This is a genomic window from Novosphingobium sp. BL-A-41-Hi4A-0G (assembly GCF_055521735.1).
Map to the genome: position 1 here is coordinate 806,173 of NZ_CM145501.1, position 12,695 is coordinate 818,867.

Consider the following 12,695-nt stretch of genomic DNA (forward strand, 5'->3'; position numbering starts at 1 on the left):
CACTGCTGCCGTTCAATCCACCAACACCGGCCCCAACGTCGGGTCCAGATCGCGCGGCCGCTTGATCTCCACCAACCGCGCGCAGCCTTCTACCAGGTCAGCCCAGTCGTCCACATCAAGCTCCATCACCGCAAACGTCGCGGTCGGGAACTTCTCTTCCACCACTTCGCGCAATGGGGAGGAGCCATCATCCGGCACCAGGTCGAAAATCAGGTCTTCCAGCCCCGGATTGTGCCCGATCATCAGCACGCTCTTGGGATCGCCGGACAGTTCCTTCAACAGGTCGATCAGCGTGGCCGAGCTGGCAAGGTAGATGCGCCGGTCCCATTCGATCTTGAACGTGCACTTCCACGCCTTGCTGCATTCCTCGACCGTCTCTGCCGCGCGGACGGCGGGGCTGGCGATCATGCGGTCGAACGTGCGGCCGGTATCGCGGATATACTCGCCCATCGCCCGCGCCCCGCGTTTGCCGCGCTCGTTGAGGGGGCGGTCGAAGTCCCGCGCGCGCGCATCGCTCCAGTCCGATTTGGCGTGGCGAAACAGGGCCAGTGTCTTCACGAAATCCCCTCGCGCGGTGTCTGTGCACTCTCCCGCCCAGAAACACTGGCGCCCACGCTTTGTAAAGCCACATCGAGCGTCACCCGGCGGATCGGCGTGCCTGCCGGAAAGGCCGAGAGCAGCCGCGAGGGGAAGGCCGAGGACAGCACCACGAAGTGCCCCTTGTCGCCGGCAGAGCGGATCAGCCGCCCGAACGCCTGCGCCAGCCGTGCCCGGATGATCCTGTCGTCATAGGCCGAACCGCCGCCCGCCATCCGCCGCGCGCGGTGCAGGATCGAAGGCTTGGGCCACGGCACCTGCTCCATCACCACCAGCCGTAGCGAATCTCCCGGCACGTCCACCCCGTCACGCAGGGCGTCGGTGCCGAGCAACGAGGCGCGCGGATCGTCGCGGAAGATGTCGACCAGCGTGCCCGTATCGATCGGATCGACATGCTGCGCGAACAGCGGCAAGCCACCCCGCGCCAGCCGGTCGGCAATCCGGCCATAGACCGCGCGCAACCGCCGGATCGCCGTAAACAGCCCCAGCGCCCCGCCGCCAGAAGCCTCGATCAGCCGCCCATAGGCCGCCGCCAGCGCCGGAATGTCGCCCTTGGGCACGTCGGTCACGATCAGCACTTCGGCCTGGGACGCGTAGTCGAACGGACTGTCCGCCGTGAACAGTCGAGGCGCAATGTCCAGATGCGGCGCGCCGCTGCGCTCCACCGCGCTGGACCAATCATCGCCATCGCGCAGCGTTGCCGAGGTCATCATAACCCCGTGCGAGGGCGCCAGCACCGCATTGGCAAAGGGCTTCATCGGATCGAGGTAATGCCGATGCAGCCCCACATCCCATTCGCGCCCGTCCGACCGCTCGACCGCGATCCAGTCGACAAAATCGGGATCGCCCGGACCACCCAGCCGCGCCAGTAGCGCAATCCACCCCGCAATCAGATCGCTGCGCCAACCGATAGCACTGCGCGCGCCTTCGATCCGCGCCCGCGCTGGTCCATCGAGCCAGTCCGGCCCATCCTCGACAATCGCCTCAAGCCGCAACCCCAGCCGCACCAGCGGTTTGCGCAAAGCCTCCAGCGACTCCTGCGCGCGGCCCGCAACCTCGATGAACCCCCCGTCCAACTGTGCGATCTCGGTCTCGAGCCCATAGCCCGCTTCCTGCCCGCCGCTCTCGTCGCGCGCATAGGCCAGCGCCCGCGCCGCGCTGAGCAGGTCTTCAATCGGCCCAGAAGGTGTGCCCTCAACCACCCGTGCCAGCCAGCCTTCCGAGGGCAGGGCCTCTGCCGCGTCACGCGCCTGCGCAATCGCGCGTTCGCCTTCCTCGTCGTAGCTCGCCACATCGGCCAGTCGCGCCGAAAGCCCGCGCCGCCGTCCGCGAGACTTGCCCTCCGGCCCGATCACCCAGCGCCGTAGCTCGATCGTCTCGGCCCCAGTCAGTGCCGCCGAGAACGTCGAATCCGCCGCCTCGAACACATGGTGGCCTTCGTCGAACACGATCCGCGTAGGCCGCTGCGCCGCATCACGCCCGCGCGCCGCGTTGACCATCACCAGCGCATGGTTGGCAATCACCAGTTCCGCATCGGCAGAGGCCCGCGCGGCGCGTTCGATGAAGCACTTCCGGTAATGCGGGCACCCGGCATAGACGCATTCGCCGCGCTGATCGGTCAGCGCCGCGATCCCGCGCTTGCGGAACAGCGTGCCGAGCCAGCCCGGCAGGTCCCCGCCGATCATGTCGCCATCCTGGGAATACGCCGCCCAGCGCGCCACCAGCTGCGCCAGGATCGCCGCCCGCCCGGCAAACCCGCCCTGCAGCGCGTCTTCCAGATTGAGCAGGCAAAGGTAGTTCTCGCGCCCTTTGCGCACCACCACCGGCGGCTTGCCATTGCGCGAGGCAGGGAACGCGCGCCTGCTCTCGCGCCGCAATTGCCGCTGCAGCGCCTTGGTGTAGGTCGAAACCCAGACCGTGCCGCCCGATTGCTCGGCCCACAGCGACGACGGCGCGAGATAGCCAAAGGTCTTGCCCGTGCCCGTGCCCGCCTGCGCCAGCACCACGTTCGGCTGGCCCTGTCCCTGCCGCGGCGCGAACATCCGCGCCGCCTCGCGGGCATAGTCCTGCTGCGTCGGCCGGGCTTCTGCCCCGGCACCGGTCAGTTCCGCCAGCCGCGCCACCACCGCATCACCGCCCAACACGACTTGCGCAGGCTGAGGCCGCTCCGCCGCTTCCTCCCACTCCGGCAACTTGGCGAAGAGCCAGCGCTCCGCCCGCTCCGGTTTCTTGATCCGGGGGCCAAGCAATGTCGCCCAAGGCCACCGCATCCGCACAAGCGATTGCAGCGCCGTCCAGGCCCCCTCGCGCTCGGCCCACTCCGCACTTTCGCACGTGGCCAGCAGAGCCTCCGCCGCTTCCTGCAGCAGCTGCGGCACCTTGTCGTCGCCTGAAGGTTCGTCCAGTCCCAGGGCATGGGCCAGCCCCTTGGGCGTCGGCACCATGAATCGCGCGGGGTGCACGAACGCGAACAGCTCCAGCAGATCGAGCCCTGAAAGATCGGGATAGCCAAGCCTGCTCGCCACCAGTGGCGCATTGAGCATGAGCAGCGGCGTATCGGCCGCCGCCACGATCGCATCGCCCTTGCCAACCCCGCGCGTGGCAAAGCCATCGCGCAGCCAGCACCCGCCATGGCTTGCATGAATCGCTGGCAGCGAAAGGGCAGGGCGCTCCGTCACGCCCCAGCGTTAGAACAGGAATGGAACATCGGGCAACCCCGCCGCAGATGAAAAAGCAGACCTTTCACCGCGATTCACCACTGCCCTTAAAACCCGCTGCGGGCCGCCGTCCTTCTCCACAGTTACAGAAACCGGAGCATTTCGCAGTCACGCTCCGGCCCATAGTGGAGAATGGGACATGGCAGTCATCAACACCAACATCAGCGCCATCCGCGCGACCAATGCTTCGAACTCGGCTAACAAGATGCTCGGCAGCGCGATGGAGCGCCTCTCAACCGGCAAGCGCATCAACGGCGCCAAGGACGATGCCGCAGGCCTCGCGATCAGCACCACGATGACCTCGCAGATCAAGGGCATGGGCCAGGGCATCCGCAACGCCAATGACGGCATCTCTTTTGCCCAGACCGCCGACGGCGCGCTGAACGAAGTCACCGCCATGCTGCAGCGGGTCCGCGAATTGGCCGTGCAGTCCAAGTCGGCGACCTATCAGGACACCGACCGCGAATATATGGACGCCGAAGTCCAGGAACTGAACACCCAGATCAACGACGTGCTGAACAACGTGAAGTTCAACGGCAACAACGTCTTCGGCACGGCCGACACCACGTTTGACATTCAGGTTGGCGCAGAGACCACCGATGTTGTCACCATCACCAGCAAGGGCATCGCCGATGTCGCGTTTGACGTGACTAGCGTTGGCAATGCCAGCACCACGATGGACGATGTCGATACCTCGCTCGCCGAAGTCAGCGCCGCCCGCGCTTCGTTCGGTGCCGCCCAGAACCGGCTGGAATCGGTGATCAACAACCTGAACGACAACGTCACCAACCTGTCCGATGCCCGCTCGCGGATCATGGATACCGACTATTCGGCGGAAACCACCGCCATGGCCAAGGCCCAGATCCTTTCGCAGGCCTCGACCGCAATGATTGCTCAGGCCAACCAGGCCCAGCAGAACGTCCTCTCGCTTCTGAAATAAGCCTGTGAACCGCCCCGGCTTTCCCGGAGGCTCCTATCTGTGAGAAGGAGCCACGATGAGCGCTACAAGGAACAAGTTCTCGCCTGAGTTTCGCGACCGTGCGGTGCGGATGGTGGAGGAGCACCGGGGAGATTACCCGTCGGAGTGGGCGGCGATGACGTCGATCGCCGGGAAGGTTGGCTGCACGACCGAGACACTGCGCCGCTGGTGCCGTGAGGAGGCGAGCCGACGAGCAGGGCCAGCGGCGCAGGCTGTCAGTGATCGTGATCGGGTCAAGGCCCTGGAGCGCGAGGTCAAGGAACTGCGCCGGGCCAACGAGATCCTTCGCAAAGCCTCGGCATATTTTGCGCAGGCGGAGCTCGACCGCCACGGCAAATGGTGATGTCGTTCATCGACGCTCACCGGAAGGAATTGGGTATCGAGCCGATCTGCCGGGAACTGGCAATCGCCCCTTCCTCCTACCACGAATATGCCGCCCGCCTTGCCGATCCCGGCAGGCGCCCCGCCCGTGTCCGGCGCGATGACGAGATGCGCGAGGCGATCAAGCGCGTCCACGAGAACAGCTTTGGCCTCTATGGTGCCCGCAAGGTCTGGCACCAGATGCGCCGCGAGGGGATCAAGGTGGCCAAGTGCACCGTCGAGCGGCTGATGCGCACCATGGGCCTGGCAGGCGTGCGCCGGGGCAAGACGACGGTGACGACCATCAGCAACCCCAAGGCACCGTGCCCGCTGGACAAGGTCAACCGCGAGTTCCGCGTCAGCCGGCCCAATGCGCTGTGGGTGGTCGACTTCACCTACGTCCATACCTGGGCCGGGTTCGTCTATGTCGCGTTCGTGATCGATGCCTTCGCCCGCCGGATTGTGGGCTGGAAGGTCAGCACCAGCGCCACGGCGGGCTTCGTACTGGATGCCCTGGAGCAGGCGATCCATGCCCGCAGGCCAAGTCCAGATGATGGCTTGATCCACCACAGCGACAGGGGCGTTCAATACCTGGCGATGAACTACACGCAGCGTCTGGCCGAAGCCAACCTCGTGCCGTCTGTGGGCAGCGTCGGCGACAGCTATGACAACGCCTTGGCCGAGACCATCAACGGTCTCTATAAGGCCGAGGTCATCTGGCGGCAGCGCTCATGGCCGAGCGCATCGGCCGTGGAAATGGCAACGCTGCGCTGGGTGGACTGGTTCAACAATCACCGCCTGTTCGGACCCATCGGGCACATCCCACCCGCCGAAGCCGAAGCCAACTACTATGCGGCCAACGAGACCCTCGATATGGTCGCATGACTCAATTGAAAATGCCTCCGGGAAAGCCGGGGCGGTTCACTCCCTCAGAAGCCTCCACGGAAGGGCGGGGCCGCGTGCGCGCGGTTCCGCCCTTTCGGCGTTCGCTTGATTACCCCCTTTTCACTTGCACCAACCGCCCCCACGCGCAAAAGGGCGGGCACTATGACCGATGCAATCCACACCGCCGCACAGACCTCCAAGGCTTGGCCCTTCGAGGAAGCCCGCAAGATCATCAAGCGGTATCCCGGCGGCAAACGCGATGCGTCCGGCGCACTGGTCCCGGTACTGTTCGAGACCGGTTACGGCCCCTCGGGCCTCCCTCATATCGGCACCTTCCAGGAAGTCCTGCGCACTACCTTCGTGCGTCGCGCCTATGAAGTGCTCACTGGCGGCCACCCCACGCGCCTAGTCGCCTTTTCCGATGACATGGACGGCCTGCGCAAGGTGCCCGACAACGTGCCCAACAAGGCGCTGCTCGATGCCCACCTCGGCCATCCGCTCAGCCGCATTCCCGATCCGTTCGAGAAGTTCGAAAGCTTCGCGCACCACAACAACGCGATGCTGCGCGATTTTCTCGATCGCTTCGGATTCGACTACGAATTCGTCTCGGCCTCCGATCGTTACAATTCGGGCGAATTCGATGACGCGCTGAAGAACGTCCTGCGCAACTGGCAGGCAATCATGGACATCATGCTCCCAACCTTGCGCGAAGAACGCCGCAAGACCTACTCGCCGGTCCTGCCGGTCTCGCCCACCACCGGCGAGGTCCTGCAGGTCCCGGTCGAAGTGGTTGACGCCGAAGCCGGGATCGTCCGCTTCACCGACAGCAACGGCAAAACCATCGAACACACGATCCTCGGCGGCTGGTCCAAGCTGCAGTGGAAGGTTGACTGGGCGATGCGCTGGGTCGCGCTTGGCGTCGATTACGAAATGTGCGGCAAGGATCTTACCGACAGCGTCACCCAGTCCGGCAAGATCGCTCGCGTGCTCGGAGGCCAGCGCCCCGAAGGCCTGATCTACGAACTCTTCCTCGATGAGAAGGGCGAGAAGATCTCCAAGTCCAAGGGCAACGGCCTGACGATCGAGCAGTGGCTTGAATACGGCAGCGAGGAATCGCTCGGCTTCTACCTGTTCCGCGAACCCAAGAGCGCCAAGTCGCTCCACGTCGGGATCATCCCCCGCGCGGTCGACGAATACTGGCAGTTCCGTGAAAAGATCCCCGGCCAGCCGGTCGAGCAGCAGCTCGGCAACCCTGTGTGGCACTTGCTGCGCACAAACGGCTACCATGGCGGCGAGGGGGAGAGCCTGCCGGTCACCTACGGCCTCCTGCTCAATCTCGTCGGCGTGCTCGGCGCGCAGGCCACGCGCGATCAGGTCTGGTCCTATCTCGGCAACTATGTCGAGAACGCCGACCCTGCTGCGCACCCCGCGCTCGATGGCCTGGTTACCCGCGCGCTCGCCTACAACCGCGATTTCATCGCTCCCACGCTACAGCGCCGCAAGCCGGAGGAGAACGAGGCGAAAGCCCTTGCCGCGCTCGATGAGGAACTCGCTGGAACCTCGGACGACGCCACCGCCGAAGAACTCCAGAACATCGTCTACGAGATCGGCAAGGACCCGCACTACGGCTTCGAAACGCTCCGCGACTGGTTCAAGGCGCTCTACGAAACCCTTCTTGGTTCCAGCGCCGGCCCTCGCATGGGCAGCTTCATCGCGCTCTATGGCGTCACCAACACCCGCAAACTGATCGCCGAAGCGCTGGGCGACTGACAGGTCTCACCCGTTCGTTCTGAGCCAACGTCCTTCGACAGGCTCAGGACGAGCGGGGGTGAGGTAACTACTTTCTCCCCTCCCGCAGGCGGGAGGGGTTGGGGGTGGGCCAGCAACAGCTGCTAACACAGAAGGCGCTATCGCCAAACTCCGCTCATGCTGAGCTTGTCGAAGCATCACCCTGAGCCTGTCGAAGGGTGTCACCGCGCCGCCCGCGTCCGCGCAATCCACCCGCGCACCTTGCCCTCAAGCACCGCCATCGGCAAAGCCCCGCTGCCCAGAACCTGATCGTGGAACTGCCGGATGTCGAACTTGCGCCCCAGCGCGCCTTCGGCCTCCTTGCGCAGCCGCTGGATCGTCAGCGCGCCGATCTTGTACGAAAGCGCCTGACCCGGCACCGCGACATAGCGGTCCACTTCCGCTTCTGCGTCGCTGCGCCCCATGCCTGAGTTCGCGAGCATGTAGTCCACCGCCTGCTCACGGCTCCAGCCCTTGGTGTGCAGCCCGGTATCGACGACCAGCCGCATCGCCCGCAGCATCTCGTCGTCGAGCGTGCCCCAGTGCTGCATCGGGTCCTTGTAGAATCCCATCTCGTAGCCTAGCGTTTCGGCATAGAGCGCCCAGCCTTCGATATAGGCCGTGTTTCCGCCAAACCGCTGGAAGTCGGGCAGGCTCGAATTCTCCTGCGCCAGACTGATCTGGAAGTGATGCCCCGGCGCACCCTCGTGCATGTAAAGCGTTGTCATCCCGGTCAGGAACCGGCTCTTGAGGTCATAGGTATTGAAGAAGAACGTCCCCGGTATCGATCCGTCGGGCGATCCTTGCGCATAGCTTCCGCCCGCCTCGAACTTCGCGCGATAGGCCGGGTAGGGCTGGATCTGCAGCTGGGTGCGCGGCAGGTGCAGGAAGTAGCGCGGCGCCAGCGCATCGACCCTGCGCGCCGCCAGCCGGAAGCCCTCGGCCAGATCCGCCTCGGTCCTGGGATGATAGCGTGGATTGGCGCGCAGATCGTCGAAGAAGGCGCGCAAGGGCCCCGCAAAGCCCAGCTCGTTCTTTACCATCTCCATCTCGCGCTGGATGCGCGCCACCTCGCGAAGGCCCAGGTCATGGACCGCCGCGGGATCGAGATCGAGCGTCGTATTCGCCCGCACCAGCTCGCGATAGAGTTCCGCCCCGCCGGGCAGGGCCGAAAGCCCCACCTGTTCGCGCGCGACCGGACGATACTCATTGGCAAGAAACCGGCGCAGCGTCCGGTAGGCGGGATAGACATCATGTCGCACCGCGTTGCCCAGTTCCCGCCGCAACCGGACGCGCTCGCTCACCGGCACGTCCTGCGGGAAGCTGCGCGCCGGTGACATGAACGGCGAGCGCTCCATCGGCTGGGCGAGCAGCGCATCGATCTGCGCGACCATGTTGTCCACGGTGAGCCGCGGCTCGGTCACGCCAGTGGCCATCCCCTCGCGGAAGCGGGCGATGGCGTTGTCGAACACGCGACCCAGCACCCGGTGGCGCGCGATCAGCAGCTCATAATCGCCCGTCGTGTCGAGCGCCACGCCGCTGCCGGGCGATGACAGCTCGGGGTAGGCGACGTGGAAGCCGCCGAAGTGATTGAACGGCCGCAATTCCAGCAAGGTCTGCGTTTCCGGAGCCAGCAGCGCCTGCTCGGTCCGCTTGGCGTCCTCCATGACCGCGCGCGAGATGCGGTGCCCCTCGTCCAGCCGCGCCGGATCGATCTGCGCCAGCCGCGCCAGCACATCGGCATTGGCCTCTCGCCGCTCGGCCGCCAGCTGCGGCGTGAACAGCATCAGCAACTCGTCTGCCGAAACCTTCTGCCCCTGCTGCAGCGCGCCCAGCGGATCGAGCGCGAAGCCGCGCCGCATTTCATCGGCGAACAGCCGGTCGAGCAAGGCATTCTGCGAAAGCTGTGGCGAGGGCGACGGCTCTGCGTCGATCCGGGCGATAGCGTGTTCGTCGGCCAGCGCATGGCCAAACGCCGCGCCCCCGGGCGCAGCCAGAGCGAGCGCCAGTGCAAGCCCGGTCAGTGTCGCGCGCAGGCCTACTGCCACGGGCGCGCCCGGTACCATTTGGTCAGGACGTACTTCACGCCTTTCACCACCGGCATGCCGGCGTGCATCGCGTTGGGGTTGGGCGTGCCATCAGGCTTCATGTTGTTCCAGATCAGCAGGGCGCCCGGCTGGGGCGGTATCGAAAGGTCGACGCGGGGAAAGTCAGTCGTCCCGCCTTCCTCCACGGCGTTGAGATAGGCCATTGCCGTCCAACTACGCTGTCCCCCGCGCTTCTGTTCCGCGTTCCAGAACGGCTGCGAGGGCAGGAAATGGTCATAGTGTCCGCGAAACTCCTGTCCCGGTTCATAGCGTTGCCCCTGGATCGTCTCGCCCAGCGCGGGATCGATGCCCATCAGATCGTCGATCCGCCGCTGCAACATCAGCACGAACGGATCGAATGGATCGACGTCACCGGTGTAACTCGTTCGCCCCGTCGCGTCGCTACCCTTGTATGTGGGCGAGGGCCGCGCCACGGCATCAACGATGGCAATCAGGCGATCACATTCGGCCTTCGAGAAAAAGTCGGCAACGCCAAATATTTCAAGCTCGTCGCGTGGAATCCGGTAAACGCCGGCGTCCTGCTGAAGACGTTTCCGAACAGTTTCGCCAACCTTGCGAAGTGCGCTCGTCTCGGCAGTTGATTGGGACTTCTTTGCAAACAAGGCCATACTCGGGCGTCTCATATTCTAGCACTGATGTTCTGTCTCACCAGATCAATTGGTCCGAATTGGACGCATGATACGAATTTCATAAAGCATTCTGCAACTGATTGCGTTAACCACGGGCGCAGTCGAACTTGTAAGCGGTCGCCAATTGATCACGAACGTCGGTCGGACATGCGCGTTAAAGGTGCCGTCTGCCGCCCTTCAGCGCAAGGGTTTTGCCCCGATGCCAAGGTCAGTTGTCGCCCGCCCGGGAGCATTGCTTGGACGCCATTTCCGATCACGATCCCGAAAGCCTGCGTCTGGCCGTAGCGCTTTACGCCCTGCGCCGGAAGCGCGATGCCATTTCAGGACGAAAGAGCCTGTTCGGCGAACCTGGGTGGGATATCCTTCTTGATCTGTACATTGCCGATCGTCGTCGCACCGAGATCCAGGTTTCGAGCGTGTGCCTTGATGCGGGCGTTCCTTCAACCACGATCCTGCGCTGGATCGCTCGGCTGGAAGAGGACAACCTCGTCTATCGCGAAGCGGATACGAATGATGCGCGTCGCCGCTACGTCCGCCTGACGGACGAAGGTCGAAATCTGATGCGCAGCGTGCTGAAAGCACTTTCGGCCACTGGCCTTTAACCTTTGCTCTCATTCACATTAGCAAAAGGCCCCCGCACCGATCGGTGCAGGGGCCTTTCAGGTTACGCCGGACTTACCAGAAGAAGTCGTAGATCACGTCCACCACTTCGCCCGAGTATGTGTCGACCAGCAGCACGTCGTCCCAGTACCGCACCCAGCGATAGCCGCCATAGGCCGGTGGCAGGCGATAGGACCATGGATCGTTGATCCAGTAGTTCTGGCCATAGAAGCCCGAGTTCAGGAATATCCCGATCGACAGGCGGTTGTAGTTGTACCCGCGATAGGGTGCGTAGTAACGGGGCAGGCGGTAGATGCCGCGATTGACAGAGCGATAGTGGCTCCAGTTGTAGCGGTTGTCACGGCGCCAGTCGTTGCTCCAGCGGCGATAGTCCGCGGCACCATGGTTGCGCCAGTTGTCGCGCCGCCAGTTGTCGTTGCGCCAGCTGTCGTTGCCCCGGTAATCGCGGTTGCGGTTGCGGTCGCTGTATGTGCCGTTACGGTCACGGTTCCACTCCCGTCCATCACGGTTCCATTCGCGCCCGTCACGGTTCAGGTCACGACCGTTGCGGTCGCGGCCATCCCGGTTCCAGTCGCGGCCATCGCGGTCACGGCCATCGCGATTCCAGTTGCGGCCGGCATCGGGGTTGGTCCCGTTCCACCGTGTCCCGTCCCAACCGCGCTGCGGCACCGCAGGTGTCCCTGCACGGTCCGGAGCAGGACGGTTCACCGTGCCCGACTGCCAGTCACGGCCCTGTGAACGACCCCAGTCGCGCTGCGAACCCTCGGCACGGCCCTGCCATGCCGGCTGCGCAGGCCTGTCAGGGCGCTGCTGTGCCTGCGGGTTGGAACCGCCCCATGGCGAACGCTGAGGCTGTGCCTGTGCCTGTGGCGGCAAATGCGGCCGGAACTGAGGTTGCGGCTGCGGCTGGCGTTGAGGACGCGCTTCGCCCTGTGGTTCACGGCGCCATTCCGGGCGCTGGCCCTGACCTGCCTGCTGGTTGCGAAAGTCGCCGCCACCACGCTGCCAGCCCCGCCCGCGCTCTTCGCGCTGCTCGGACTGCGCGAATGCCGCCGAAGGAATTGCCGTCGCGGTCATCGCCACGGCCAGCGCCGCGAGCGCGCTGCTTCTGAAGATTGACTTGGGCAACATGGTCGCCGACCTTTCCCGATAACCAGATCGCAAATCGTTCCGCGATCCGTGATGTCGTCTTGTTAGATGATTCGCGCTGTCCCAAGTCTGAACCGGTGTGATAGCTTTTCGTTCATGTTCGGTTGGAGAAAGATGAATGGATTTGACGCTCGACAGCGTCCTTGCCGATGCAGTTTCAAGGCTCCAGACGGCGGCACGCGATCGCCACCACGCGATGCACACCCCGGTCGTTGCAACGCCTGAAGCGGACATGCGCGTCATGGTCCTGCGCGAGGCCAGCGAGGGCCTTGCCACCTTGCGCTTCCATACCGATTTGCGCAGCCCCAAGGCGGACAGGATCGGCGCGGGCGCACCTGTCGGCGTGCTCGCCTATGACCCCGCCGATCGCGTCCAGTTGCGCATGCGCGGGGAAGGGCGGATCGAACATTGCGGCCCAACAGCCGACGCCGCGTGGGAGCGCGCCACCGCCTCCAGTCGCCGCTGCTACCTCGCAGGAACAGGTCCCTCGGGCGTCCTTGCCGCCCCCGGTTCAGCGCTGCCGGACCATCTGCTCCACCGCGCACCGACGCTCGACGAAACGCTCCCCGCGCGCGAGAACTTCTGCGTCCTGCTCGTCGAAGTCCGCTCGCTTGACTGGCTCCACCTCACCCACGAAGGCGGGATCCGCGCCCGCTTCACCCGGCCTGATGCAAGCGCGCCATGGCGTGGGGAATGGCTGGCGCCGTGACGGTTGCTTCGGGATGGAAGGCAGGAGGTCTCTCGCAGAGACGCAGAGAAGAAAGGGGAGACGCGAAGATGTAGCGCGCGCGGCGCAGCCGCTCTGAAACTCTGTAGTTTTCGCTGTATTCGACCTCTGATCAACAAAGCGGCTTCGCCGCAC

General features: G+C 64.8%; 10 protein-coding genes and 1 other annotated feature. Of the genes, 5 read left to right on the forward strand and 5 right to left on the reverse strand.

Annotation, left to right across the window (positions count from 1 at the left end; all coding sequences use genetic code 11):
* Positions 1 to 12: 12 nt before the first annotated feature.
* Positions 13 to 558 carry a SixA phosphatase family protein gene (locus ACZ1JX_RS03965; RefSeq protein WP_465125494.1) on the reverse strand — a complete coding sequence of 182 codons (546 nt, stop codon included), beginning with the start codon at positions 556 to 558 and terminating at the stop codon, positions 13 to 15.
* A complete protein-coding gene (locus tag ACZ1JX_RS03970; protein ID WP_465125495.1) occupies positions 555 to 3,275 on the reverse strand; it encodes an ATP-dependent DNA helicase in 2,721 nt (906 codons plus the stop codon). The genes ACZ1JX_RS03965 and ACZ1JX_RS03970 overlap by 4 nt, the downstream gene beginning before the upstream one ends.
* Before the next feature lie 178 nt (positions 3,276 to 3,453).
* Between ACZ1JX_RS03970 and ACZ1JX_RS03975 the strand changes: the two genes are divergently transcribed.
* From ACZ1JX_RS03975 to ACZ1JX_RS03985, 3 genes are all read left to right on the forward strand, one after another.
* Positions 3,454 to 4,254 (forward strand): flagellin N-terminal helical domain-containing protein, encoded by an 801-nt coding sequence (locus ACZ1JX_RS03975; protein ID WP_465125496.1) that lies wholly within the window; start codon positions 3,454 to 3,456, stop codon positions 4,252 to 4,254.
* Positions 4,255 to 4,309: 55 nt separating this feature from the next.
* Positions 4,310 to 5,538, forward strand: a protein-coding gene (locus ACZ1JX_RS03980) for an IS3 family transposase (RefSeq protein ID WP_465123188.1) whose coding sequence is annotated in 2 segments (ribosomal slippage) — positions 4,310 to 4,598 and positions 4,598 to 5,538 — 1,230 coding nt in all. Because the reading frame shifts where the segments join, the coding sequence is not laid out codon by codon here.
* Positions 4,591 to 4,705, forward strand: a sequence feature (AL1L pseudoknot). Its footprint overlaps the gene before it by 115 nt.
* Before the next feature lie 162 nt (positions 5,539 to 5,700).
* On the forward strand, positions 5,701 to 7,308 hold the full coding sequence (locus ACZ1JX_RS03985) for a lysine--tRNA ligase (RefSeq protein ID WP_465125497.1): 1,608 nt from the start codon (positions 5,701 to 5,703) through the stop codon (positions 7,306 to 7,308).
* A 200-nt stretch (positions 7,309 to 7,508) separates the two neighbouring features.
* On the opposite strand, the gene ACZ1JX_RS03990 is transcribed toward ACZ1JX_RS03985, so the two are convergent.
* Together ACZ1JX_RS03990 and ACZ1JX_RS03995 are read right to left on the reverse strand one after the other, a co-directional pair.
* On the reverse strand, positions 7,509 to 9,374 hold the full coding sequence (locus ACZ1JX_RS03990; RefSeq protein WP_465125498.1) for a DUF885 domain-containing protein: 1,866 nt from the start codon (positions 9,372 to 9,374) through the stop codon (positions 7,509 to 7,511).
* Complete coding sequence (locus tag ACZ1JX_RS03995) at positions 9,365 to 10,042, reverse strand: prolyl hydroxylase family protein (protein WP_465125499.1); 678 nt, start codon at positions 10,040 to 10,042, stop codon at positions 9,365 to 9,367. The genes ACZ1JX_RS03990 and ACZ1JX_RS03995 overlap by 10 nt, the downstream gene beginning before the upstream one ends.
* A 257-nt stretch (positions 10,043 to 10,299) precedes the next feature.
* Between ACZ1JX_RS03995 and ACZ1JX_RS04000 the strand changes: the two genes are divergently transcribed.
* Positions 10,300 to 10,665 (forward strand): winged helix DNA-binding protein, encoded by a 366-nt coding sequence (locus ACZ1JX_RS04000; protein WP_465125500.1) that lies wholly within the window; start codon positions 10,300 to 10,302, stop codon positions 10,663 to 10,665.
* A 73-nt stretch (positions 10,666 to 10,738) separates the two neighbouring features.
* On the opposite strand, the gene ACZ1JX_RS04005 is transcribed toward ACZ1JX_RS04000, so the two are convergent.
* Positions 10,739 to 11,815, reverse strand: a complete 1,077-nt coding sequence (locus tag ACZ1JX_RS04005) for an RcnB family protein (RefSeq protein WP_465125501.1) — start codon at positions 11,813 to 11,815, stop codon at positions 10,739 to 10,741.
* A 136-nt stretch (positions 11,816 to 11,951) separates the two neighbouring features.
* On the opposite strand from ACZ1JX_RS04005, the gene ACZ1JX_RS04010 reads away from it, so the two are divergent.
* Complete coding sequence (locus tag ACZ1JX_RS04010) at positions 11,952 to 12,542, forward strand: flavin-binding protein (protein WP_465125502.1); 591 nt, start codon at positions 11,952 to 11,954, stop codon at positions 12,540 to 12,542.
* Positions 12,543 to 12,695: the final 153 nt, after the last annotated feature.

What these genes read in the sequence shown, in the direction of transcription:
- ACZ1JX_RS03975 (WP_465125496.1), top strand. Translation starts at nt 3,454, where the DNA reads ATGGCAGTCATCAACACCAACATCAGCGCCATCCGCGCGACCAATGCT.
- ACZ1JX_RS03985 (WP_465125497.1), top strand. Translation starts at nt 5,701, where the DNA reads ATGACCGATGCAATCCACACCGCCGCACAGACCTCCAAGGCTTGGCCC.
- ACZ1JX_RS03995 (WP_465125499.1), bottom strand. Translation starts at nt 10,042, where the DNA reads ATGGCCTTGTTTGCAAAGAAGTCCCAATCAACTGCCGAGACGAGCGCA.
- ACZ1JX_RS04005 (WP_465125501.1), bottom strand. Translation starts at nt 11,815, where the DNA reads ATGTTGCCCAAGTCAATCTTCAGAAGCAGCGCGCTCGCGGCGCTGGCC.
- ACZ1JX_RS04010 (WP_465125502.1), top strand. Translation starts at nt 11,952, where the DNA reads ATGGATTTGACGCTCGACAGCGTCCTTGCCGATGCAGTTTCAAGGCTC.